Genomic DNA, 22,776 nt, shown 5'->3' on the forward strand with positions numbered 1-22,776 from the left:
CGCGGCCCGGCGGCCATCGCGTCGTCCGGCGCTCCCGGCGTTTCAGGCCCTCCCGGCCGGCCCGCCCCGGTGCGGCCTCTCAGGCCACGCCCGCCCGGTCGGGGCGGTCCACCCCGCCCTGACGGGCCGTACGGGCCCCGGCTCCGGCCGGCGTCTCCGGGCCGTGGGCGCGCTCCTGCTCCAGGAAGGAGAGGAAGTCGTCGACCATACGACTGCCCAGGCGGACGAGGTCCCGCTGGTCCTGCTCGGGCCAAGACGCGAACGCCTGGGACAGCCAGCTGAACACCACCGCCCGGTACCGGGTGCTCAGTTCGGCGCCCTGGGGCGTGAGTCCGATGAGCCGGGCACGCCGGTCCTGCGGATCCACGACCCGCTCCACCAGGCCCTTGCGCTCCAGGCGCTGGACGTGGCGGGTGACGTGCGGGCCCTCGACCCGCATCTCGGCGGCGATCTCGCCGATCCGGCGCGGCTCGCCGGCGGACTGGAGGACACCGAGGACCTGGAGGGCGGGCCGTTCCAGGGACACCTCCGCGAGGTGGGTCGCCCGCTCGTGCAGCCAGCCGCTGTTCAGGGCGGAGCCCAGCTGGGCGAGTTTGGGCGCGAGGGCGAACAGGCCCTCCACATCGTCGTCGCTCATGGCTCTTGCATCCTTCCAGATAGATACCTAAGGTAGGTAATGAACTTGCAGGGGCCGTGCACTGCTCGCGGACTGCCTACCTCAGTTAGCTATTTTATCGAAAGGAGATCCGGCATGTCTCGAACGACTCAACTATCCACCGTGCCGAACGCGTCCCCGGCCGAAGGCTCGCCGCCCCAGCGGCGGCAGGGGCTGGTCGTCCTCGCGCTGTCCATCGCCGCGTCCACCGCGTCGATCCAGCAGAGCGCGGTCATCCCGCTCCTCCCGCGGCTCCAGGAGTCCCTGCACGCGACCGTCACCTCCGTCGCCTGGGCCCTGACGGTGAGTCTGCTCTGCGGCGCGATCGCCACGCCGCTCTTCGGCCGCTTCGGCGACATGTACGGCCGGCGGAAGATGCTTCTGCTGACCCTCGGCTTACTGGTCGCCGGTTCGGTGGTCGGCGCCCTGTCGACCTCGATCGTCACCCTCATGATCGCCCGCGTGCTCCAGGGCATCTCGGCGGCGACCGTACCGCTGTCCATCGGCGCCGTCCGGGACCTGCTGCCACGCGAGAAGATGGCCACCGGGATCGGCATCCTCAGCGCCACCATGGGCATCGGTGTCGGCCTCGGAATGATCATCAGCGGTCTGATCGCCCAGTACACCAGCGGCTACAAGCTGGTCTTCTGGATCATCACCGGCCTCGCGGTCATGGCCACCCTGCTCGTCGCCGTGGCCGTCCACGACGTGACCCCGCCGCCCGGCGGCCAGCCCGACGTGCCGGGCGCCGTCCTGCTCGGCGGCACCCTGGTGTGCATCCTGCTCGCCGTGAGCCAGGGCCGCTCCTGGGGCTGGACCTCCGGCGGGGTCATCGGACTCCTGGTCGGCGCGGTGGTGCTCGGCGTGGCCTGGGTCATGGTCGAGCGGCGGTCCGCCAGCCCGCTGGTCGACATCGGCATGCTGACCCACCGCGGCACCATCGGGGCCAGCCTGGCCTCGTTCATGCTCGGCTTCGCGCTCTACGCGGGCTTCACACTGCTCCCCGGCTTCGTCCAGACGCCGCCGAAGGCGGGCTACGGGTTCGGCGCCTCCGTCCTGATGGCCGGCGTCTACCTGCTGCCGACCACGCTGCTCCTGCTCGTCATCTCGCTGTACGCCGGCCGACTGGTGCGCCGCACCTCGGCGGCCGCGATGGTCGCGACCGGCTCGGCGGTGGCCATGCTGTCCAACCTCTGGCTGATCATGCGCCACGACCACCCGTACGACATCTACGTGGCCACCGCCCTGCTCGGCGTCGGCGTCGGCCTGTCCTTCTCCGCCCTCGGGACGATGGCCGTGGAGCACGTGGACCCGGACAAGACCGCCGTGGCCAGCGCCGTGAACAGCCTCGTCCGGCTGGTCGGCGGAGGGGTGGCCGCCGCCCTCACCTCGGCGATCCTGAGCTCGGACACCATCAAGGGCACCAAGATCGCGAGCGTCCACGCCTACCAGGTCAGCTTCACCATCGCCGCGGTCTCGGTCGGCCTCGCGGCGCTCTGCGCCGGCTACTTCGGCTGGATGAACAAGCGGACGGTGGCACCGATCGGCGAGGAGTGACCGCCGCCACCGGAGTCGTCCAACGGGTCGTGGGGACACGCGGCCCGTTGCCGGCTGCGCCTGTTCTTGAGTTCGTCGAGGTCGCACAGGAAGGGGTCAGGGCCATGTCGGGGCAGATCGCGGGATTCACCGGGCGAGCTCTTGTCGGGGCCGCGCGGACGGGAGGCGGGTCGTGGCGCACGTCGGTGACGTCCGGCCTGCTCCGCGCCCGCAGGCTGTGGGCCGGCGTGGTCGCCCGGGCCCTGCCGTACCGGCGCCGGCCGTCGGCCGACGGGCACAGCTCGATCGACGGGCTGGTCACCGGCACCCATGGCGCCCCGCTCGCGGACGCCGTACTGACGGTGGTCGACGGCGTCGGCCGGGAGCTGGCCCGGTCCAGGTCCGGGCGGCACGGCGGCTGCCGGCTCCCGGTGCCCGGCCCCGGGGACTACCTCGTGGTGGCCGCCGCCCGGGGGCACCAGCCACGCGCGCTGTCGGTGACCGTGGCGGAACGGTGTACCGAGCTCTCGCTCTGCCTGACGGCGTCGTCGAGCATCGCCGGCGTCGTCGAGGACGACACGCTGCGCATGCCGCTGGCCGACGCCCAGGTCGTCCTCACCGACGTCGACGGCTCGGTGGTCGGCTCCCGGATCACCTCGGTGGACGGCACGTACAGCTTCCCCGGCGTCCCGCCGGCCTCGTACACGCTGGCGGTGACGCACGACCGGCACACGCCGGCGGCCCGGGAGGTGACGGTGACCGCGGAGTGCCGGACCGCCGCCGTGGACGTCGCCCTGGCGCACCGGCTGCTGCAACTCGACGGCACGGTACGGGACCGGCACGACGCCCCGGTGGCGGGCGCGCGGGTCACGCTCACGGACCGCGGCCGGCTCGCACGCGAGATGTACAGCGACGCCGCCGGCCGTTTCCACTTCCAGTCGCTCCCCATCGGGCAGTACCGCCTGACCGTGGTCGGCCTCCTGGGCGAGTGGGCCGAGCTCGAAGTGACGCTCCACAGGGATCGGCATCAACTGGACCTGCGGCTCGATCAAACGTGAGAGCGCATGTGATTTGTACTCTTCTTGACAGGTTCGCGGTAGCGGTCTTGGATAGGTGAGGTTGGCCTTCCGGCCTGCCTGACAGGGGAGCGTTCGGGCTCGAAGGCCCGGAAAGCTCTCGGCGAGTCGAACGGGGGTCTGGCGGTGGTGGCGATCGCTGCGCCTTTCGGCCGGGATTCGGCCCCGATCATTCTGAAGTCGACCCGAAGACTCGCGAACTTCATCTGAGTGCGGGCCGCCAGTTCCAGCACGCCGGTCAGGCTGCGAAGGATCCTGCGGCTTCCGCGTGCGCACGCCTCGCCGGATGTTCGTCCGGCCCCGTGCGGAGTGTGATCCAGTGCACACATGACGTTGAATCTCGGGGGAGTTCACGATGGAGTTGCTCGAGCGTGAGGCGGAGATATCCGCCGTCGACGGATGCCTTTCGCACTGCCGGCACGGGAACGGCCGGATTCTCCTGGTGGAGGGGTTCGCCGCCACCGGGAGATCGGAGCTGCTGCGCGCCGCCGTCGCGCGGGCGCGGCAGGCCGAGTTCACCCTGCTGACCGCGTCCGCCTCGCGGCCGGCCCGGGACGTCCCGCTGGGCGTCGTGCGGCAGTTGCTGGAGAGCCTGCCGCGCACCGCCGACCAGCAGGTCCGCAGCCTCAGCCAACGGATCAAGCAGTTCCAGACCGCCGCCCGGGACACGCCGGGCGAAGCCGACGCGGGGCTGCTGGCGGACTTCATCGATCTGGTGACGGAGCTGACCGAACGGGCGCCGCTGCTGCTCGTGGTGGACGACCTGCACGAGGCCGACGGACTTTCGCTGCAGTATGTGCTGCACCTGGCCCCGAGGATCCAGTACAGGCCCGCACTTCTGGTGCTGAGTCAGCTGTCCGCCGCCGTTCCGGAGGACCAGTTCTTCCAGACCGAACTCAAGCGGCAGCCGCACTGTCAGTCCATTCGGATCCGGCCCCTCTCGCATTCCGGGGTCGCCCGCCTGCTCGCGGCCCGGCTGCCCGTCGCGGACGCCACGCGAATGGCCCCCGATGTGTACGAACTCAGCGGCGGAAACCCGCTCCTGGTCCAGGCCGTACTGGAGGACAGCCAGATGTCGGCCGTTCCGCCGGGGGACGAGGCGGGACCGGCCGGGGCCTTCGAAGTGGGCGAGGAATACCGCCAGGCCGTGATCGCCTGCCTGCAACGCGGAGAACCCATGGCGGCGGTCGTCGCCCACGCCCTCGCCGTGCTCCAGGAATCGCAGTCCGAGTACATGGCGGCCGAACTGCTGGGCATGGAAGAGGATTTACTGGGCCGTCTGAAATTCGTCCTGACGCGCAGCGGTGTGCTGGCCGTGAACGGCTTTCGGCACCCGGTCGCCCAGTCGGCGGCGGCGGGACTCCTGCCGCCCGAGGAGACCGCGGAGCTCCACCGCCGCGCCGCCGACCTCCTGCACGCGAACGGGAAGGCACCGGCCAAGATCGCGAGGCACCTGGTCGCGGGAGGCCACACCAAGGCGCCCTGGGCCGTCGGCGTCCTTCAGGAGGCGGCCGAGCAGGCCATGCAGGGCGACGACACCGAACTGGCCAAGAAACACCTGGAGTTCGCCGGCCTCCTCTGTACCGACGATGAACAGCGCAAGGCCATCGCCCTGGCCCTCGCCCGGGCGGACTGGCGGCGCGACCCGGCCAGCGCCCTGCAGCACCTCGAGGAACTCGCCGGGGCCCTGCGGGAGGACGAGCTCGACCTCGGCCAGGCGCTGCAGGTCGTCCGGGCGCTCATCCGGCACGGGATCCTCAGTGAGGTGGGCGCGGCACTGGAGCAGCTCGCCCGGCTGGCCGGGGACGAGAGCGATCCGGTCGTCCTGGAGGACTACCTCGCCTTCCGGGCCTGGCTCTCGTGTACCTACCCGGCCCTGGCGGGCCGGGGGATCACCTCGTCGCCCGGTGCCGAGCCGGGCGGCCCGGGGTCGCGCTGGTGCCCGGCGTTCGGCGCGACCAATCCCCTGGCGAGGGCAGCGATGCTGCTCGACGCCGTGCTCTCCGGCTCCTCGTCGAAGGACACCATCGACGAGGTCGAACAGGCCCTCCGGCCGCTCCAGTTGAGTGACACGACACTCGAACCGCTGGGCACCGCCCTCACCGCGCTCCTGTACGCGGACCGGGTCGAGGAGGCGGGGGCCTGGTGCGCCGGCCTGCTGGCCGAGGCGGCCAAGCGGGGGATCCCGGCATGGGAAGCGGTGCTGGCCTCCGTGATGGCGGAGGTGTCGCTCCGGCAGGGAGCGCTCCCACGCGCCGAGAAGTTCGCGCGATCGGCCCTCTCCCTGGTATCGGCCAGGAGCTGGGGCCTGGCGATCGGATCGCCCAGGGCGTCCCTGCTGAGCGCCGTCCTGGAGCGCGGGGACTTCCGGACGGCCAACTCCCTCGTCAACGAGCGGGTGCCGGAGGCCATGCACGACACCCGGGCCGGGCTCCAGTACCGCCAGGCCGTGGGTCAGTTCTTCCTGGAGACGCAGCGCCCGCACGCGGCCCTGCGGGAGTTCAGGGCCTGCGGTGCACAGATGCGCGAATGGAACCTGGACCACCCGCTGTTCGTCGCCTGGCGCAGCGGAGCGGCCCGTGCGCTGATCGAACTGGGGCGCCCGGACGAGGCCCGCGTGCTCCTGGAGGAGCAGCTGGGGCTGCTCGGGCCCGAGAACCGGCGCACGCGTGGGCAGACGTTCCGGATCCTCGCGGCGGCGACCCCTCCCGCCGGTCGCGGGGAGCTGCTCTCCCGGGCGGTCGAGCAACTGGAAGGGGCCTCGGACGACCTGGAACTGGCCAAGGCGATGATCGCGCTGAGCGGGGTCTGCGCGGAAGCCGGAATCCCGGACCGTACGGCGGAGGCGCTGTCCGAGCAGGCGCTGCGCCTGGCGCGCGCCTGTGGTGCCCAGCCCCTCGTCGACCGCCTGGCGCCCGACCGGCCGGCGGCGGGGGCCGAACGGGCCGGGGCGGCGGGAGATCCGGCCTCCGGGCACGGCGCCCTGGACGTCGACGGTCTGAGCGAGGCGGAGCGTCGTGTCGCCGCTCTCGTGGTCGAGGGGCAGAGCAACCAGGAGGTGTCGGAGCACCTGTTCGTCACCGTGAGCACGGTGGAACAGCACCTGACCAGCGTCTACCGAAAGCTCAAGGTGCGCGGTCGCAACCAGCTGCGCACCGTCTACCGGGATGCGCTGGCGGCCGAGCGGAACGCCGGCCGTTTTCACCGGGACGCGAGGCTGAGGGCGGCCGGCACCGCGGTGTGACGGGGCGCGGGTGGGCTCGGGGGTGGGCTTGGGGTGGGCTCGGGGGTGGGTGGCTCGAATCCGTGTGTGAGTGGCGAACGGGCTGGCCAGTCTCGGGATTTGCGGGTTTCGGAGCCGTCTGACGGCCGTTCGGGAGGGTCAAAACGCGCTAGCTTGGCGGCATGGATGTGACCACGACACAAGCAACGGTGAAGTTCGACGCCAAGGTGGTCGCGGCCGCCTCCACCACGGTGGTGCTCTGGGCCTCCGCCTTCGTCGCGATCCGGGACGCGGGCGGGGCGTTCGGGCCGGGGGCGCTGGCGCTGGGGCGGCTGCTGACCGGGGCGGTGGCGCTGCTGGCGCTGCTGCTGGTGCGCGGGGAGGGGCTGCCGCCGCGGGCCGCCTGGCCGGGGATCCTGACCTCGGGGGTGCTCTGGTTCGGGGTCTACATGGTCGTGCTCAACTGGGGGGAGAAGGAGGTCGACGCGGGGACCGCCGCGATGGTGGTCAACATCGGGCCGGTGCTGATCGCGCTGCTCGGCGGCTGGCTGCTCAAGGAGGGCTTCCCCCGCAGCCTGATGGCGGGCATGGCGGTCTCGTTCGCGGGCGCGATCGTGGTCGGGGTCTCCTCGTCCGGCGGCGGCGGCAGTTCGGTCCTCGGGATCGTGCTGTGCGTGCTGGCGGCGGCGGCCTACGCCTCGGGCGTGGTGAGCCAGAAGCCGGCCCTGAAGCACGCCTCGCCGCTGCAGACGACCGCGTGGGGCTGCACGGTCGGCGCGGTGGCCTGCCTGCCGTTCGGCCCGCAGTTGCTGGACCAGGTCGGGCACGCGCCGCTGCGGGCGATCCTGGGCATGGTCTACCTCGGGCTGTTCCCGACCGCGCTGGCCTTCACCACCTGGGCCTACGCGCTCTCCCGCACCACCGCCGGGAGGATGGGCGCGACCACGTACGCGGTGCCGGCCCTGGTGGTCCTGATGTCCTGGGCCGTCCTCGGCGAGGTGCCCGGCTGGCTGACGCTGCTCGGTGGGGTGCTCTGCCTGGGCGGCGTGGCGGTCTCCCGGCGTCGCTGACCGCGCCGCTCCCGGCGCCGCAGACCGCGCCGCTGACGAAATGCCCTGCTAGAGCACCAGGGTGGTCTCGCTGCGGCCCAGCAGGTAGCCCAGGTGCAGCCGGTTCTTGGCGCCCAGGCCGTCCTTGATGGCGGCGACGTGCGCCTGGAGGGAACGCTCGCTGATGCCCATCCGGCGGGCGATCACCTTGTCCGAGTGCCCCTCCACCAGGAGCCGCCGGATCGACTCGCGGATCGCCGGCACCACCTCGGGTGCGGCCTGGGCGGCGTGGATGGGGATGAACGGGAACGGCTCGGCCCGGTCCCAGGAGCGCTCGAAGACGTCGCTGAGGAAGCGCACCACGGACGGCTCGGTGATCATCGAGGCCGCCGTCCGGTCGTCGTTGGCGGAGATGAACGCGGTGCTGCGGTCGATCACGATCAGCCGGTCGAAGAACTCGGCCAGGGTGCGCACCTGGACGCCGTGGTCGGTCACCGTGCGGACGTAGTTCTTGGTGGCCTCGTCGAACCGCGTGGTGTGCTGGTAGAGGGTGCGCATGGCCACCCCGCCGGCGATCTGGCGGCGCACCGACTCCAGCGCCTCGTCGAGGACCAGGCCGGGCCTGGGGCCGTCCGGCTGAGCGGTGAGGATCTCCCGCTCGGCGTCCTCCAGGGCGGTCTGGATGGTCCGGTTGATCTCCGGCAGCCCGTGCAGGTGCACCACCCCCTGCGCGGCGGGCTCCCCGGCCGCCGGCGGGGCCTCCTTCTCCTGGCTCTGCTGCTTGGCCAACTGGGCCAGAGCGAGCTTCAGGGCGGCCTCGACCAGGTTGTCGCCGAGGTCCTGACCATGTGCCGCCACCTCGGGTGCTAAGGCCCCGTCAGCCTGGCTCTGCGCGTCCGATTTGTCCGATCCTGCCCGCATTTAGACCCCTCGGTTAACTGCAATGCGAAGACCCGAACCATCTTAGGACTGGAGCCGTGAACCCAGCCAGAGGAAGGTTGGTTGTGCGGGCGGCGGAACTCCCCGGGGAACACGAGGGAATCCCGCCGCATCACCCTAACTCGACGATCGTGCAAGCGAATTGAGTCTCACTCGGGTCCTGCTCGCGACGCAGCGCGATGAATTCCCGGAATTGACGCCTAATCGGCGCTTTCCGAAAAACCTTTCCCGATCAAAAGCTTTCACGAAAGAGGTCTGCCATGCGCCAGTACGCCTCCGTCCGGATCATCGCCCCGATCGTCCTCCTGCTGGCCCCGGTGGCCGGTGTGTTCGCCGGAACCTCGCTGCTGCACGGCACCCCCGCGGTGGCGGTGCAGAACCGCGCCGACGTGGGCTGGAACAACCCCCCGGCCACCCCCACCCCCACCCCGGTGCCCGCCTCCTGACGCTCCCGCCGACCTTCCCGGCCCAGCGCCGCCAGACCCGAAGAGAGCAGCCGTCTGCCATGTCCGACTCACCGTGGTTCGTCTCCCGCCCCACCGACAGCCGGGCCCCGTACCGGGTCTACTGCTTTCCGCACGCCGGCGGCAACGCCCGTTCGTTCCTGAGCTGGCAGCAGCACCTGGCAGGCGATGCCGAACTGGTCGGCGTCTGCGCCCCCGGGCGCGGCCTGCGTCTGGACGAGCCGAGCCCGGCCGGCATCGCCGAACTGGCCGAGGGCGCCGCCCGGGCCGTCGCCGCCGACGCGGACCGTCCGTTCCTGCTCTTCGGCCACAGCTTCGGCGCCGTGCTCGCCTTCGAGACGGCCCGCCGACTGCGCGAACTCCCTTTGCTGAGGCACCTGGTGGCCTCCGGATGCGCCGCCCCGAGGCTGCTGCCGAGCGAGCGGGTGCGGCAGACGGCCGCACTGCGCGGCCAGGAGTTCACCGAGGCCGTCGCCTTCTTCGGCGGCCTGCCGCCCGAGGTGCTCGCCGAGCCCGAACTGCAGGACCTGCTGCTGCCGGGCCTGCGGGCCGACTTCCACCTGGTCTCCGGCTACCGCTACCGGCCGGCCGAGCCGCTGTCGATCGGCATCTCGCTGGTCAACGGCCGCGAGGACCCGCACGTGGGGCCGTCCGAACTGCGCCACTGGGAGCACGAGTCCGTGCTGCCGCTGCGCTACCACTGGGCCGACGGCGGCCACTTCTACTTCGGCCCCGACCCGGCGCCCGCGGTCGATCTGCTGCGCTCACTCGTTCGTGCGGATTCCGGTGCGCCGAGCGCGCGGGAGGAACACGTCGAACTTATCTAGTTGTGCCGCCGGAACCACGGGTAGTGACCCGTCCGGAACCGCAGCCGGGGAAACCCCCGCAACTCGCGTCACAACAGAGAGGATCCTGCGATGCAGTCGGCAGCCGCAGACCAGTACGACCGCGCCCGGGCATTCCGGGAACTCCACGAGCGGTCCGCCGCCTTCGTGATTCCGAACCCCTGGGACGCCGGATCCGCCAGGCTGCTGGCCGGCCTCGGCTTCCCGGCGCTGGCGACCACCAGCGGGGGCCTGGCCTTCTCGCTGGGCCGCCCCGACGGCGACAACCGGGTGAGCCGGAGCGAGGCCCTGGCCAACGCGGCGGACATCGTGGCCGCCACCCCGCTGCCGGTCGCCGCCGACCTCGAGAGCGGCTACGGGCCGAACCCCGAGGACGTCGCCGAGACCATCCGGCTGGCCGCCCGGGCGGGTCTGGTGGGCGGTTCGATCGAGGACGCCACCGGGGACCGGCACGCGCCCGTGCTGGAGCCGGCGGCGGCCGCGGACCGGGTCCGGGCGGCGGTCGAGGCCGCGCGCTCGCTCGACTTCCCCTTCACGGTCACGGCGCGGGCGGAGAACTTCCTCTACGGCCGCCCGGACCTCAAGGACACGGTCGCGCGGCTGCAGGCGTACCAGGAGGCCGGCGCGGACGTGCTCTACGCCCCGGGCCTGCCGGACGCCGACGCGGTGCGCACGGTCTGCGCCGAACTGGACCGCCCCGTCAACGTGCTGGCCGCGGCCGGCGGCCTGAGCCTGTCGGTCGCGCAGCTGGCCGAGCTCGGCGTGCGGCGGATCAGCCTGGGATCCGCCCTGGTCCGCGCCGCGCTGGGCGGGCTGCTGGCCGCGGCGCAGGAGGTGCGCACCACCGGGACCTTCGGGTTCGCGGCGCGGGCGCTGCCGTACGCCAGGGCCAACGAGATCTTCGCCGAGCCCTTCGACATCCATCGACCCCCGAAGGAAGAGACGTCATGAGTGTCCTGCAGGCCCCCCGGTACGTCCTGGGGGAGGAGGAGCTGGACCACACCGAGGTCGAGTGCCTGGCCGAACGGGCCGCCGAGCTGAAGATGGTGCCCAAGGCCGCGCTCTGGGGCTGGGGGTCGGTGCGCCGCACCGGCCGCGGCCTGGCGGAGCTCGCGATCGACAGCGGCACCGCCACGCTGCGGGCGGCGGGGGTGGACCCGGCCGAGGTGGACGCGCTGATCCTGTGCTCCACCCGGTTCCCGGGCGGGCCGCGCACCCACGGCCGGTTCGTGGAGCGGATCCTGACCGGGACCGGCCTCGAGCGCGCGGCCTTCCTCGGGATCACGCTGAACCGCTGCACCAACCTGCTCGTCGCCCTCGACACCGCGAACGCCCTGGTGGCGGCCGGCCGGCACCGCCGGATCCTGGTCGTCACCACGGACCGGATCGAGGACGAGAAGGAGCGGATGGAGAGCTTCGCGCTCTTCAGCGACGGGGCGGCGAGCTGCCTGGTCTCGGCCCCGACCACTGCTGAGGCCACGGCCGGTAGTGGGCTCGGAGCCCACTACCGGATCCGGTCCACCGCGAGCGCCCAGGAGGCGGCCGCGCTGGACTGGTCGCACGAGATCAGCGCCGACCTGGCCCGGGAGGCCAACGGGCGCCTGCTGGCGCCGCTCGGCCTGGAGGCCGACCAGGTGGACGGGCTCCTGCACGCCAACCTGTTCCTGCCGCTGGTCACCATGAAGGAGCGCCAGGCCGGCTTCACCGCCCGCCAGCTGTACACCGCGAACATCACCCGGTTCGGGCACTGCTTCGCCGCGGACCCGCTGATCAACCTGGCCGACCAGGAACGCGCCGGACAGCTGCGCGACGGCGGCCACTACCTGGCCGCGGTCAGCGTGCCGGGCTCGCGGGTCGCCGTCCTGCTCCAGCGCGACGGCGGCTGACGGCCCGTCCGCCGGCCCGCCCGTCGCGCCACCCCTCCCCAGAACCCCCTCCCGCCGCGCTGCCCGCCCGTGGGTCGCCCCGGCGCGCCCTGCCACGCCACCGCCCGAGCCACCGTCCGATGGAGTGCCCGTGTACGCCCACCAGACCCACGATCTCGACGACCTGACCACCTCGCTGCCCGCCGGCGGCTTCGAGTTCAGCCCCACCGCGCAGGCCGAGGCCGAAGCGGTGCTGGCCGCCGGCCCGGCCGTCACCTACCACCGGCTGCTCGCCGACCAGGAGTCCCAGACCACCCTGCTGGTGGCCCGCCGGGTGCTGGCCGCCTTCCTCGCCGCCCAGGACCCCGGCACCGAGCACCCCGGCGCCGGGCCGATCGCCACCGAGGACCCCGGCGCCGAGGCGCTCACGGCCCTGGTGGCCGACGCCCGGGCGGAGTTCGCCCCGACGGCGGCCCGGCTGACCGCCACGCCCGCCGACCGGGCCGTCGCGCTGCGCGGCCGGGCCCCGGTCGGGCTGCTGGCCGGCTGCTGGCTGGACACCGTCTCGCAGCCCGCCACCCAGCCCGCCCTGGTGGTGAACCGGCTCTACGCCCAGTACTTCGCGCTCAAGGGCGAGGGCCGCCCCCAGCACTCCGTCCAGCAGCGGCGCCGCCGCGCGCTGGAGGACGCCGGGGTGCTGCTGCCGCGGCAGGAGGAGCCGGACTTCCTCCTCCGGGCCCAGGCCCGCCCGCTGGCCGCCCTGCACGGCGCCTTCCTGCTGGCCCTGTCCCGGCTGCCCGCCGCCTTCCTGCCGGAGGTGGTCGGCGTCCAGTACGCCTTCCACGCGCTCGGCCTGGACGACCTGCTGAACGGCACCGGGCCGACGCTCGCGGTCGACGAGCTGCTCGCCGAGTACCTGGAGCTGACCGAACGCTCGGAGACCGGGGCGCAGGACCGCCGGCGACTGGCCGCAGCCGTCCGGCTGGTGGTCCGGATCGAGCGCGAGCAGCTCGCCATGCTGGCCGAACTGGTCTCCTACCGGGCCGGGTTGTCGCTGGACGCGCGGGCCGCCGAGATCGTCGAGCGGCACCGCCCGTACGCCGGACGCCAGCACAAGGGCGTCAAGATCGGCGGCGAGCTGCTCTCCGAGACCTTCGCCGACCCGGAGTTCGACCTCGACGCCTTCATGGCCGGGTTCCGCGACTCCCGCCAGCTGCGCCCGCTGAAGCGCGGCGGCTGCCCGTTCACCCGGGCGGTCAAGTTCGGCGGCCCGATGTTCGGCATCTTCGACGAGGCCGAGGCCGGCGTCTTCAAGGAGTGGGCCGAGGCGGTCGCCGCCGGCGAGCCGGCCGGTGCGCCGCTGCGGCCCGACACCAGCGGCGACGAGCAGGCCGCGCACTGGCAGCGGGCCGTGCTCGCCACCGCGCCGCAGGACGTGCGGTTCGCCGAGGCGTCCCCCGCCGACGACCGTGAGTTCTTCCACCGGCTGGTCAACATCGAGCTGTTCCCCAACACCCTGCCCCTGGCCGCGCGGACTGCCGAGGAGGGCCTGGAGCGGGCCGAACTGCTCTTCCGCCACGGCGCCGGCGGCCGGTACACCGACGCCAGCTGGTTCGACTACACCCCCGAGGCGCTGCTGGAGCGGGTGGACCGGATCTACTGGGACAAGCTGGTCGGCCCCTACCGCGCCCTCCAGGAGGTGCCGGACCGCGAGGAGGTGATCTTCCACCAGAAGACCTTCGCCCTCGGCAGCCTGATCGACGGCACCTGGGCCTACCGGATCGGCAACCACGGCCGCTACCACCGGCAGAGCGACGCGATGCTCTTCTCCATCTACGCCGACGAGATGGGCCGCGGCGAGCTCGCCAAGAACCACATCACCCTGATCCGCCAGGTGCTGGCCAGCATGGACGTCCACCTGCCGCACATCCGCTCGGCGGAGTTCCTCGACCAGGGCGAACTGCCGGACGAGCTCTACCGGTTCTCGATCCACCAGATCTGCCTGGCGCTGTTCCCGGACCGGCTGCACAGCGAGATCCTCGGCTACAACCTCGGGATCGAGATGTTCGGGCTCGGCGAGATGCGCCTGCACGAGGTGCAGAAGCTGCGCCGCTACAACCTGGACACCGGCTACGAGGAAGCGCACCTGTCGATCGACAACTTCTCGGCCGGCCACGCCCGCCAGTCCGCCGAGATCATCGTCTCCCACCTGGACGGGGTGCGCCGGGAGGTGGGCGAGGCGGCCGTACGGCGCGAATGGCGCCGGATCTGGCGCGGCTACGCCTCCTTCGCCTGGTTCGTGGAGCACCAGCTGGTCAACTCGCTGGCCACCGAGGCCGACACCGCCGACGACCTGGTCATCTGAGGAGCCCGCCATGACCCCCGCCATCACCCCCACGGCCTTCGACCCGGAGATCCTCCGGCTGCCCTTCTACACCGACGAGCACCGCGACCGCGCCCGGCGACTGGCCCTGTGGTGCGAGGAGCGCGCCCCGCTCTGGACCGAACTGCGCACCGACGGCCCCGACAAGGCCGTGCGCCGGGCGCTGGCCGCGCTCGGCGAGGCCGGCTGGCTGGCCTTCCTGGACGACGGGGAGCCCGGCACGGACGGCGACCACCGCTCCATCTGCCTGGCCCGCGAGGCGCTCGCCTACGCCGAGGACCTGGCCGACTTCGCCTTCGCGATCCAGGTGCTCTCGGCCACCCCGATCCTGCGGCACGGCAGCCCCGAGCAGCGGCGGCGCTACCTGCCGGGCCTGGCGGCCGGCACCCTGGTCGGCGCCTTCGCGATCTCCGAGGAGCAGGCCGGCTCGGACGTCGCCGCAGTGGCGCTGACCGCCGAACGGGACGGCGAGGAGTACGTCCTCAACGGCGGCAAGGCGTGGATCGCCAACGGCACGCTGGCGGACGTGCTCTGCGTGATCGCCCGGACGGGGGAGGGACCGGGGCCGCTGGGGCTGACCGCCTTCCTGGTCCCCGGTGACACCCCGGGCCTGCGGGTGCGCGAACCGATCGACGCGATCGCGCCCCGCCCCTTCGCCCACCTGGTGTTCGAGGACTGCCGGGTGCCCGCCGACGCGGTGCTCGGGCGGCCCGGGCGCGGCTTCGTGGTGGCGATGGACCTGCTGGAGCGGGCCCGGATGACGGTGGGCGCGGCCGCGCTCGGCTTCGCCCGCCGGGCCGCCGACGCGGCCCAGGCCCGGGCCCGGCAGCGCGCCATCTACGGCGGGGTGCTGTTCGACCTGCCCACGGTCAAATTCGACCTGGCCGCCATGGAGGTCGAGCTGAACGCCTCCGCGCTGCTGGTCGGTCGGGCCGCCTGGGAGATCGACCAGGGCCACCGGGGGTTCGGCAAGCATTCCAGCATCGCCAAGCTCCAGGCCACCGAGGCGGCCCAGCGGATCGTCGACCGGTGCGTGCAGCTGCACGGCGCGGCCGGGCTGGTCGCCGACAGCCTGCCCGAGCGCCTGTACCGCCAGATCAGGGCGCTGCGTGTCTACGAGGGCGCCTCCGAGGTTCAACAGCTGACCATCGCCGGTGCGCTGGACGCGCGCCGGGCCCGCTGACCCCCTGTCAAGGAGCGCGACTGCCATGCAGACCCCGACGAACCCGGTCGAGGCCGTCCGGCACCCCGACCCGTACCCGTACTACGCGCGGCTGACCGAGGAACGCCCGTTCGGCTGGGACGAGCAGCTGCAGGCCTGGGTGGCCGCCGACGCCGCCTCCGTCACCGCCGCGCTGTCGGCCGCCGAACTGCGGGTCCGCCCGCCGGCCGAGCCGGTGCCGACCGGGCTGCTCGGCACCGCCGCCGGCGAGGTCTTCGGCGACCTGGTCCGGATGACCGACGGCCCGGACCAGCAGCGCCTCAAGCAGGTGGTACTGGACGCGCTCGGCGAGGCCGAGCCGGCCGAGGCGGGCAAGCTGGCCGCCGAGCGGACCAGGCAGAGCCTGGAGCGGGCCGGCGGTCCCGTCGTAGAGGAGCTGATGTTCCAGGTGCCGGCCCGCGTGGTGGCCGCCCTGTGCGGCCTGGACGCCGGGCTGGAGCCGGAGGCGGCGCGGCTGGTGGGGGACTTCGTGCAGTGCATCCCCGCCGGTGCCACGGCGGAGCAGCAGCGGGCGGCCGCCGAGGCCGCGGCGCGGCTGCGGGAGCTGCTCGGTCCCGGCCTGACCGGTGCCGGGCCGACCGAGCCGACCGGCCTGCTGGCCGCGCTGGTCCGGGCGGCCGGTCGGCGGGACTGGCCGCGGACGGCGCCGCTGCTGGCCAACGCCGTGGGCTTCCTCTCGCAGACCTACGACGCGACGGCCGGTCTGATCGGCAACGCGCTGCTGGCGCTGCGCGAGCAGCCGCCCGGCGACCTGGCCGCGCTGGCCCGCGAGGTGGCCCGGCACGACGCGCCGATCCAGAACACCCGCCGGTTCGCGGCCGAGCCCTGGCGGTTCGGCGCGGCGACCGTGCAGCCCGGACAGGCCGTGCTGGTGGTGCTCGCCGCCGCCAACCGTGACCCCGCCGCCAACCCCGACCCGCACGCCTTCGACCCCGGGCGCCCCGCGCCCCGCTGCTTCACCTTCGGCGCGGGCCCGCACCGCTGCCCGGGCGCCGACCTCGCGGTGGCCGTCACCGCCGGTGTCCTGGACGAGCTGCTGGCCCACGGCTTCGACGCGGACGCGCTGCCCGTCCGGCCGCGCTACCGGGCCCTGGCGAACGCGCGCATCCCGCTGCTCTGAGCGGCCCGTACGACGTCGGCCGCACGACGTCGGCCGTACGACTTCGATCTTCGAACGCCACCGCCCTACCCCCGCACGACCACCTCCAGGAAGGACGAGACCGATGGCAGAGCAGCCGCGGCTGTGGATCCGGCACGAGGTCCGCGCCACCGAGCGCCGGGCTCCGCTGGTGCCCCAGGACGCACGCCGACTGGTGGAGCTGGGATTCCACCTGACCGTGGAGGAGTCCCCACAGCGGGTCTACCCGCTGGACGAGTACCTGGCCGTCGGCTGCCAGGGGGCCGAGGCCGGCTCCTGGATCGGGGCCCCCGAACCGGCGTACGTCCTCGGGCTCAAGGAACTCCCCGACCGGCCCGAGGAACTGATCCATCGTCACATCTTCTTCGGGCACGCCTACAAGGGCCAGCAGGGCGCTCGTGAGCTGCTCGCCAGGTTCGCCCGAGGCGGCGGCGAACTGCTCGACCTGGAGTACCTGGTGGACGACACCGGGCGCCGGCTGGCCGCCTTCGGCTACTGGGCCGGCTACGTCGGCGCGGCGCTCGGCGTGCTCCAGGCCCGCGGCCGGCTCACCGCGCCGCTGCGCCCGATGGCCAGGACCGAACTGGACCGGCGGCTGCGGGACTCGAGGTGCGACGGCGCCCCGGACGCGCTGGTGATCGGCGCGCTCGGCCGCTGCGGGCGCGGCGCGGTGGACGCGCTGGAGACGGCCGGGCTGGCCGCCACCTGCTGGGACCAGGCGGAGACCCGCGATCTGGACCGCGCCGCGCTGCTCCACCACGACCTCCTGGTCAACACCGTGCTGACGACCCGCCCGATCCCGCCGTTCCTGCGCCCCGCCGACCTCCCGGTCGCCGACCGGCGGCTGAGCCTGGCGGTCGACGTCACCTGCGACGTCACCTCCGACCTCAACGTGCTGCCGGTCTACCGCACCGTCACCGACTGGTCCGAGCCGGTGCGCCGCCTGCACCAGGACCCGCCGCTCGACCTGATCGCCATCGACAACCTGCCCTCGCTGCTGCCGGCCGAGGCCAGCCGGGCCTTCTCCGCCGAACTGGTCGCCCAACTGCGCACCCTGGCCGACCCGGCCGCGCCCTGGCGGCACTGCCGGGCCGACTTCCGGGCGGCCTGCCGCAGCCACGAACTGGAGGCCGTCCATGTCTGAGCCGTCCATAGCCGACCCGTCCACACCCGTACGCACGGTGCACTGGATCGGCACCGGGCTCTCCACCGGCCGCAGCGGCCTGGAACTGCTGCTGGAGCACGGCGCCCGCGTCGTGCTCTGGGGCCGGACGGCGGCCAAGGCCGAACGGTGCCTCGCGGACCGGGGCCTGGCCGGCCGGGCCGGGGCCCGCGCCTTCGACGCGGCAGCTTTGGCCGCCGAGCTGACCCCCGGCGACGTGCTGGTCTCGATGCTCCCGGCCGCCCACCACCCCGAGCTGCTGCGTCTCGCGCTGGCGCACGGCGCCCACTTCGCCTGCTCCAGCTACGTCTCGCCGGAGCTGGCCGAACTGGCCGCCACGGCCGGGCGGACCGTGGTGCTCACCGAGGCGGGCCTGGACCCGGGCATCGACCACCTGATGGCTCACCGTCTGGTCGAACTCGGCCGCGCCGCCGCCGGAGAGGCCGTCAGCACCGCCGACTTCACCTCTTACTGCGGCGGACTGCCCGCCGAGCTCAACGAGTTCCGCTACCGCTTCAGCTGGGCCCCGCTCGGCGTGCTCAACGCGCTGCGCTCGCCCGCCCGTTACCTGCACGACTGGCGGGTGCGCACCGCGCCGCGCCCCTGGCAGGAGACCACCGAGCACCCGCTGGCCGGCGAGCGGTTCGAGGTGTACCCCAACCGCGACAGCCTGCCCTTCGCCGAGCAGTACGGCTTCCCGCCGCACTGGCGCAAGCGCTCCTTCGTCCGCGGCACGCTGCGCCCGGCCGGCTGGCGGGCCGCCTGGTCCGAGGTCTTCGCCACCGTGGAGTCCGGCGACGACGGGCGGATCGCGGCCCTCGCGGGCGAGTTGGCCGAACGCCACCCGATGCGCGAGACGGACCGCGACCGCGTGGTCCTCGCCGTGGCGCTGGACCTGAGCTGGGCCGACGGCGCCTGGTCGGGCAGCTGCCTGCTCGACCTGCGCGGAGACGAGCGGGAGAGCGCCATGGCCCTGCTGGTCTCGCTGCCGCTGGCGTACGGCATCACCCGGATCCTCGACGGCGCGCTGGCCCCGGGCCTGCACCGGGCCGCCGAGAGCGCCCGGGAGGCCGAGCAGTGGCTGGACTTCCTGGCCGCGCGCGGCATCACCACCGAGCTGCGCACCACCGAGCTGCGCACCACCGAAACCACGACCCGAGGAGCACTGCTGTGACCGAGAGACGACCACAGGCCTTCGTCCTGACCGGGGCCTTCTGGGTGGTCTGCCGCAATCCGCGCTACCTGGAGGAGCTGGCGGCCCGCGGGCTGAAGATCCTGCTGATCACCCCGCGCGCCTGGCGCGAGCGCGCGCTCGCCGCCCAGGCCGACCCGACCGGGCCGGCCGCGCTGATCGACGAGATCGCCTTCGTGGACGGCGAGTTGAACCAGGATGGCTCGTTCACCGCGGGCGTGCTGGCCCGGGCCGCCGACTGGCGGGCGCGCTACCGCATCGTCGGCGCCTACGCCGTGGGCGAGACCCTGGTGGAGCCCACCGGGCTGCTGGCCGACGCCCTGGGTCTGCCCGGCCCGGGCCTGCGGGCCACCCGGGTCTGCCGCTCCAAGCCCTTGCAGCGCTGGTACCTGCCGGAGTTCGCACCGGCCGGCGCGGTGGTGCCGGCGGCCGAGCGGGCCGCCTTCGACCCGGCCTCGGTCACGTATCCGGTGGTGCTCAAGCCCGCTGCCCGGCACTCCAGTTCGGGCGTGGTGACGGTCGGCGACGCGCAGACGCTGGCCGCGCTGCTGGCCGACTACCCGGAGCACGAGACGCTGCTGGTGGAGCAGAAGGTGGTCGGCCAGGAGTACTCGGTGGAGAGCCTGGTCCAGGAGGGCAAGGTGATCTTCGCCTCCGTCACCCGCAAGGCCACCACCGAGTCGCACGCGGCCACCTTCGTCGAACTGTCCCACTCGGTGCCGAGCGCGCCGGAGCCGGTGGACCGGGCGCTGCTGGAGGCCAACGCCACCATGCTGGCCGCGCTCGACTTCGGCAGCGGGATCGCCCACGCCGAGTGGCGGGTGGACGCCGCCGGCCGCCCGGTGCTGATGGAGGTGGCCGCCCGCACCCCGGGCGACGGCCTGCTGGCCCTCTACCGGCTGGCCACCGGGGAGCCGCTGGAACCGGAGATCGTCCGGCTGGCGCTGGGCGAGCTGGCCGGCTACCCCGAGCCGCGCCGCTGGACCCGGCAGGTCTACCTGGAGCACCGGGAGGGGATCCTGGACGGCGTCCGGGTGGACTGGCCCGGCGTCCGGCCGGTCTGGCTGGGCGAGTCCGGGGTCTGGCCGGACCCGCCGGTCGGCGGCGCCGACGGGCCGGGGGAGCTGCGCGCGGTGCTGGTGCTCAAGGAGCGCGGCAGCCGGCTCGGCCCGCTGGAGAGCTCCGAGGACCGCGCGGTCTGCTTCCTGATCGACGCCCCGTCGCCCGAGGAGCTGGACGCGCTGGAGCAGCGGGTGCGCGCGGCGGTGACGATCGAGGTGCGCGATGTCGACTGACACCGCCGCCTCGGTACCGGTTGACCAGACGCAGGAGGTGGCGCAGGCGAAGGAGGTGGCGGCGCCGGCGGCCGAGGTGACCGTCTGGGCCACCTTCCGGGAGGCGCCGCTCGCGGTGAAGACCGTGCTGGCCGGCGTGCTGGTCAACCGGCTCAGCGGCTTCCTCAACGTCTTCCTGGTGCTCTTCCTCGGATCGAGGGGCTACTCCAAGCCGGAGACCGTGCTGGCGCTGGGTGTGTACGGTGGCGGCGCCGTGCTCGGCGTGCTGGTCGGCGGCTGGCTCGCGGACCGGCTGGGCGTACGCAACGCCACCGTGGCCAGCATGAGCGCGACCGCCGTGCTCACCGCCGCCCTGCTCTACCTGCCCGGGTACGGCCTGCTGATGGCGGCCGTCGCCCTGGCCGGCCTCAGCGCGCAGGTCTTCCGGCCCGCCTCGGCCACCCTGCTCGCCGAACTCACGTCGGACGAGCGGCAGGTGATGGTCTTCGCGATGTACCGCTTCGGCCTGAACCTGGGCGCCACCGCGGCCCCGCTGGTCGGCTTCTGGCTCTACCACGCGGGCGACGACCGGTACGTCCTGCTCTTCTGGGGCGAGGCGCTGATCGCGCTGGCCTACGCGGCCGTCGCGCTGGCCACGCTGCCCGCCGCCACCCGCCGCAGTGCCGCCACGGACAAGGGGACCACCGCGGCGCCGCAGGCCGGCGGTTACCGGGCCGTGCTGCGCGACCGCCGCTACCTGCGGTACCTGGCCGCCGCCTTCTGCCACGCCGTGGTCTACGTCCAGTACCTGTCCACCCTGCCGCTGTTCGTCCAGGACCGGCAGCTGCCCGTCGTCTGGTACACGGTCGCGGTCTCGCTCAACGGCTTCATCGTGATCGCCTTCGAGCTGCTGGTCACCCGGCTCGCCCAGTCCTGGCCGGCGCGGATCACCATCGGCCTGGGATTCGCCCTGGTCGGCGCCGGAGTGGCCTGCTACGCACTGCCGATCGGAGCGGCCGCGATCGTCCTGGGCACCCTGGTCTGGTCGATCGGCGAGATCATCGGCGGCCCCACGGTGTTCGCCTACCCCGGAACCGCCGGCCCGGAGCACCTGAAGGGCCGCTACATCGGCAGCTTCCAGTTCGTGTTCGGCCTGGGCAGCGCGCTCGGCCCGATGCTGGGCGGCTGGCTGTTCATCCAGGCCGGCGTGGCGGTCTGGCCGCTGCTGGCGCTCGGTTCGCTGGCGGCCACCGTCCTGGGCCTGGCCGCCGTACGGCCCGCGCCCCGCGCGGACTGAACCTCCCCCGATTCCACTTCCCCGACGCCCCGTTGGGCGGGCAGTGCGCTGTGCCCGCTTCTCCACCCTCCTCGTCCTTCCTCGTCCTTCCTCGTCCGAGAACCGAGAACCGAGAACAAAGAGAGGCCCGCAACATGACCCACACCCACCCCGCCGAGGCCCACTACACCTGCCTGGGCGTCGGCGCCGGCCCCGCCAACCTGAGCCTGGCCTCGCTGCTGCACAGCGAGCCCGAGGTGAGCAACCTCTTCCTCGACCGCAAGGAGAAGTTCGGCTGGCACGACGGGCAGCAGATGCCCGGCTCCACCCTCCAGGTCTCGCTCTACAAGGACCTGGTCAGCCTGACCGACCCGACCAACCCGTTCTCCTTCCTCGCCTACCTGCACGAGCACGGCCGGATCTACCACTTCCTCAACGCCCAGTTCAACGACGTGCCCCGGCAGGAATTCCGCAACTACCTGGACTGGGCCAGCCGCCGCAACCCGAACGTGCGGTTCGGCGAGGAGGTCCGGGCGGTCGACTTCGACGGCGCGCGGTTCGTGGTGGACACCGACCGGCGCCGGGTGACCGCGGACAACCTGGTGCTCGGGGTGGGCAACCGCCCGTGGGTGCCGCCGCAGGCCGCCGGGCTGATCGGCCCGACCCAGTTCCACGTCAGCGAGTTCCTGGCCCGGGCCCAGCACCTGGGCGGCAAGCGGATCGCGGTGATCGGCGGCGGCCAGTCCGGCGCCGAGGCGTTCCTGGATCTCATCTCGCGCTCGGGCGACGAGCTGCCGCGCCGGGTCTCCTGGATCTCCCGCCGGCGCAACTACTTCCCGATCGACGACTCGCCCTTCACCAACGACTTCTACATGCCGGGCCACGCCGAGTACTTCTACCGGCTGGCGCCGGCGGCCCGGGAGCGGTTCAACGCCGAGCACATCCTGACCAGCGACGGGGTCTCGGAGGCCACCCTGCGCGAGATCTACCAGCGGATCTACGTCCACCGGTTCATCGAGGGCGCCGAGGACCTGGTGGCGCTGGCCCCCAACCGCGCCATGGAGACGGTGCGGGCGGCCGAGGGCGGCGGCTGGACGGTCGAGGTGCGCCACAACGACCAGCGCCAGGGCACCGAGCGGTTCGACGCCGACGTGATCGTCTGGGCCACCGGTTTCCGCCCGGCCGCCACCGACTTCCTGGCCCCGATCGCCGACCGCCTGGAGCGCGAGGGCGAGGAGCTGCGGATCGACCAGGACTACGCGGTCCGCTGGGATGGCCCGGCCGACCGGAACATCTTCGTGCAGAACGCGGCCAAGCAGCAGCGCGGCCTGGCCGACCCCAACCTCAGCCTGAACGCCTGGCGCAGCCGCCGGATCGTCGACCGGATCCGCGGGCTGCGCAGCAACGAGCCCCTGGAGTCCTTCATCGACTGGTCCGCCAAGGTCGGGGCCGACGCCGGCTGGGGGGTGTGAGCGGC

General features: G+C 73.2%; 18 protein-coding genes. 16 read left to right on the forward strand and 2 right to left on the reverse strand.

Annotation, left to right across the window (positions count from 1 at the left end):
* Nucleotides 1-79: 79 nt before the first annotated feature.
* Nucleotides 80-637, reverse strand: a complete 558-nt coding sequence (locus ACIBCA_RS04490) for a MarR family winged helix-turn-helix transcriptional regulator (protein WP_396281326.1) — start codon at nucleotides 635-637, stop codon at nucleotides 80-82.
* A 114-nt stretch (nucleotides 638-751) separates the two neighbouring features.
* On the opposite strand from ACIBCA_RS04490, the gene ACIBCA_RS04495 reads away from it, so the two are divergent.
* The 4 genes from ACIBCA_RS04495 (at nucleotide 752) to ACIBCA_RS04510 (ending at nucleotide 7,560) form a co-directional block, all read left to right on the forward strand.
* Entirely contained in the window at nucleotides 752-2,212 is a 1,461-nt protein-coding gene (locus ACIBCA_RS04495; protein ID WP_396281327.1) for an MFS transporter, read from the forward strand.
* A gap of 185 nt (nucleotides 2,213-2,397) precedes the next feature.
* Entirely contained in the window at nucleotides 2,398-3,249 is an 852-nt protein-coding gene (locus ACIBCA_RS04500) for a collagen binding domain-containing protein (RefSeq protein WP_396281328.1), read from the forward strand.
* Between the two features lie 373 nt (nucleotides 3,250-3,622).
* Nucleotides 3,623-6,511 (forward strand): AAA family ATPase, encoded by a 2,889-nt coding sequence (locus ACIBCA_RS04505; RefSeq protein WP_396281329.1) that lies wholly within the window; start codon nucleotides 3,623-3,625, stop codon nucleotides 6,509-6,511.
* 161 nt (nucleotides 6,512-6,672) lie between these two features.
* The gene (locus ACIBCA_RS04510; RefSeq protein WP_396281330.1) at nucleotides 6,673-7,560 is read left to right on the forward strand and encodes a DMT family transporter; all 888 of its coding nucleotides are present in this window, start codon (nucleotides 6,673-6,675) and stop codon (nucleotides 7,558-7,560) included.
* A 48-nt stretch (nucleotides 7,561-7,608) separates the two neighbouring features.
* Here the strand turns inward: ACIBCA_RS04510 and ACIBCA_RS04515 are convergent, their stop codons facing one another.
* On the reverse strand, nucleotides 7,609-8,397 hold the full coding sequence (locus tag ACIBCA_RS04515) for a LuxR C-terminal-related transcriptional regulator (protein WP_396281331.1): 789 nt from the start codon (nucleotides 8,395-8,397) through the stop codon (nucleotides 7,609-7,611).
* Nucleotides 8,398-8,738: 341 nt separating this feature from the next.
* Here ACIBCA_RS04515 and ACIBCA_RS04520 point away from each other — a divergent pair, with 341 nt between their 5' ends.
* From ACIBCA_RS04520 to ACIBCA_RS04575, 12 genes are all read left to right on the forward strand, one after another.
* The gene (locus tag ACIBCA_RS04520; protein ID WP_396281332.1) at nucleotides 8,739-8,924 is read left to right on the forward strand and encodes a hypothetical protein; all 186 of its coding nucleotides are present in this window, start codon (nucleotides 8,739-8,741) and stop codon (nucleotides 8,922-8,924) included.
* A gap of 59 nt (nucleotides 8,925-8,983) precedes the next feature.
* On the forward strand, nucleotides 8,984-9,769 hold the full coding sequence (locus tag ACIBCA_RS04525; protein ID WP_396281333.1) for a thioesterase II family protein: 786 nt from the start codon (nucleotides 8,984-8,986) through the stop codon (nucleotides 9,767-9,769).
* Nucleotides 9,770-9,859: 90 nt separating this feature from the next.
* Nucleotides 9,860-10,738 carry an isocitrate lyase/phosphoenolpyruvate mutase family protein gene (locus ACIBCA_RS04530; RefSeq protein WP_396281334.1) on the forward strand — a complete coding sequence of 293 codons (879 nt, stop codon included), beginning with the start codon at nucleotides 9,860-9,862 and terminating at the stop codon, nucleotides 10,736-10,738.
* Complete coding sequence (locus ACIBCA_RS04535) at nucleotides 10,735-11,673, forward strand: 3-oxoacyl-ACP synthase (protein ID WP_396281335.1); 939 nt, start codon at nucleotides 10,735-10,737, stop codon at nucleotides 11,671-11,673. Before ACIBCA_RS04530 ends, ACIBCA_RS04535 begins: the two co-directional genes overlap by 4 nt.
* Before the next feature lie 130 nt (nucleotides 11,674-11,803).
* Entirely contained in the window at nucleotides 11,804-14,017 is a 2,214-nt protein-coding gene (locus ACIBCA_RS04540) for an iron-containing redox enzyme family protein (RefSeq protein ID WP_396281336.1), read from the forward strand.
* Nucleotides 14,018-14,027: 10 nt separating this feature from the next.
* A complete protein-coding gene (locus ACIBCA_RS04545; protein ID WP_396281337.1) occupies nucleotides 14,028-15,218 on the forward strand; it encodes an acyl-CoA dehydrogenase family protein in 1,191 nt (396 codons plus the stop codon).
* Nucleotides 15,219-15,243: 25 nt separating this feature from the next.
* Nucleotides 15,244-16,377 carry a cytochrome P450 gene (locus ACIBCA_RS04550; protein WP_396281338.1) on the forward strand — a complete coding sequence of 378 codons (1,134 nt, stop codon included), beginning with the start codon at nucleotides 15,244-15,246 and terminating at the stop codon, nucleotides 16,375-16,377.
* 103 nt (nucleotides 16,378-16,480) lie between these two features.
* Complete coding sequence (locus ACIBCA_RS04555; protein WP_396281339.1) at nucleotides 16,481-17,539, forward strand: saccharopine dehydrogenase; 1,059 nt, start codon at nucleotides 16,481-16,483, stop codon at nucleotides 17,537-17,539.
* Nucleotides 17,532-18,731 (forward strand): saccharopine dehydrogenase family protein, encoded by a 1,200-nt coding sequence (locus tag ACIBCA_RS04560; RefSeq protein ID WP_396281340.1) that lies wholly within the window; start codon nucleotides 17,532-17,534, stop codon nucleotides 18,729-18,731. The genes ACIBCA_RS04555 and ACIBCA_RS04560 overlap by 8 nt, the downstream gene beginning before the upstream one ends.
* Entirely contained in the window at nucleotides 18,728-20,044 is a 1,317-nt protein-coding gene (locus ACIBCA_RS04565) for an ATP-grasp domain-containing protein (RefSeq protein WP_396281341.1), read from the forward strand. The genes ACIBCA_RS04560 and ACIBCA_RS04565 overlap by 4 nt, the downstream gene beginning before the upstream one ends.
* Nucleotides 20,034-21,320 (forward strand): MFS transporter, encoded by a 1,287-nt coding sequence (locus ACIBCA_RS04570; protein ID WP_396281342.1) that lies wholly within the window; start codon nucleotides 20,034-20,036, stop codon nucleotides 21,318-21,320. Before ACIBCA_RS04565 ends, ACIBCA_RS04570 begins: the two co-directional genes overlap by 11 nt.
* Before the next feature lie 134 nt (nucleotides 21,321-21,454).
* Nucleotides 21,455-22,771, forward strand: coding sequence for a lysine N(6)-hydroxylase/L-ornithine N(5)-oxygenase family protein (locus ACIBCA_RS04575; RefSeq protein WP_396281343.1), 1,317 nt, complete (start codon nucleotides 21,455-21,457; stop codon nucleotides 22,769-22,771).
* Nucleotides 22,772-22,776 lie beyond the last annotated feature (5 nt).

Source organism: Kitasatospora sp. NPDC051170, assembly GCF_044455705.1.
Taxonomy (GTDB): domain Bacteria; phylum Actinomycetota; class Actinomycetes; order Streptomycetales; family Streptomycetaceae; genus Kitasatospora.

Excerpts from the sequence above, each read along its gene's own strand:
- ACIBCA_RS04575 (WP_396281343.1), top strand. The coding sequence starts at position 21,455 with ATGACCCACACCCACCCCGCCGAGGCCCACTACACCTGCCTGGGCGTC.
- ACIBCA_RS04525 (WP_396281333.1), top strand. The coding sequence starts at position 8,984 with ATGTCCGACTCACCGTGGTTCGTCTCCCGCCCCACCGACAGCCGGGCC.
- ACIBCA_RS04495 (WP_396281327.1), top strand. The coding sequence starts at position 752 with ATGTCTCGAACGACTCAACTATCCACCGTGCCGAACGCGTCCCCGGCC.
- ACIBCA_RS04505 (WP_396281329.1), top strand. The coding sequence starts at position 3,623 with ATGGAGTTGCTCGAGCGTGAGGCGGAGATATCCGCCGTCGACGGATGC.
- ACIBCA_RS04490 (WP_396281326.1), bottom strand. The coding sequence starts at position 637 with ATGAGCGACGACGATGTGGAGGGCCTGTTCGCCCTCGCGCCCAAACTC.
- ACIBCA_RS04520 (WP_396281332.1), top strand. The coding sequence starts at position 8,739 with ATGCGCCAGTACGCCTCCGTCCGGATCATCGCCCCGATCGTCCTCCTG.
- ACIBCA_RS04560 (WP_396281340.1), top strand. The coding sequence starts at position 17,532 with ATGTCTGAGCCGTCCATAGCCGACCCGTCCACACCCGTACGCACGGTG.
- ACIBCA_RS04550 (WP_396281338.1), top strand. The coding sequence starts at position 15,244 with ATGCAGACCCCGACGAACCCGGTCGAGGCCGTCCGGCACCCCGACCCG.
- ACIBCA_RS04530 (WP_396281334.1), top strand. The coding sequence starts at position 9,860 with ATGCAGTCGGCAGCCGCAGACCAGTACGACCGCGCCCGGGCATTCCGG.
- ACIBCA_RS04570 (WP_396281342.1), top strand. The coding sequence starts at position 20,034 with ATGTCGACTGACACCGCCGCCTCGGTACCGGTTGACCAGACGCAGGAG.
- ACIBCA_RS04555 (WP_396281339.1), top strand. The coding sequence starts at position 16,481 with ATGGCAGAGCAGCCGCGGCTGTGGATCCGGCACGAGGTCCGCGCCACC.
- ACIBCA_RS04535 (WP_396281335.1), top strand. The coding sequence starts at position 10,735 with ATGAGTGTCCTGCAGGCCCCCCGGTACGTCCTGGGGGAGGAGGAGCTG.
- ACIBCA_RS04510 (WP_396281330.1), top strand. The coding sequence starts at position 6,673 with ATGGATGTGACCACGACACAAGCAACGGTGAAGTTCGACGCCAAGGTG.
- ACIBCA_RS04545 (WP_396281337.1), top strand. The coding sequence starts at position 14,028 with ATGACCCCCGCCATCACCCCCACGGCCTTCGACCCGGAGATCCTCCGG.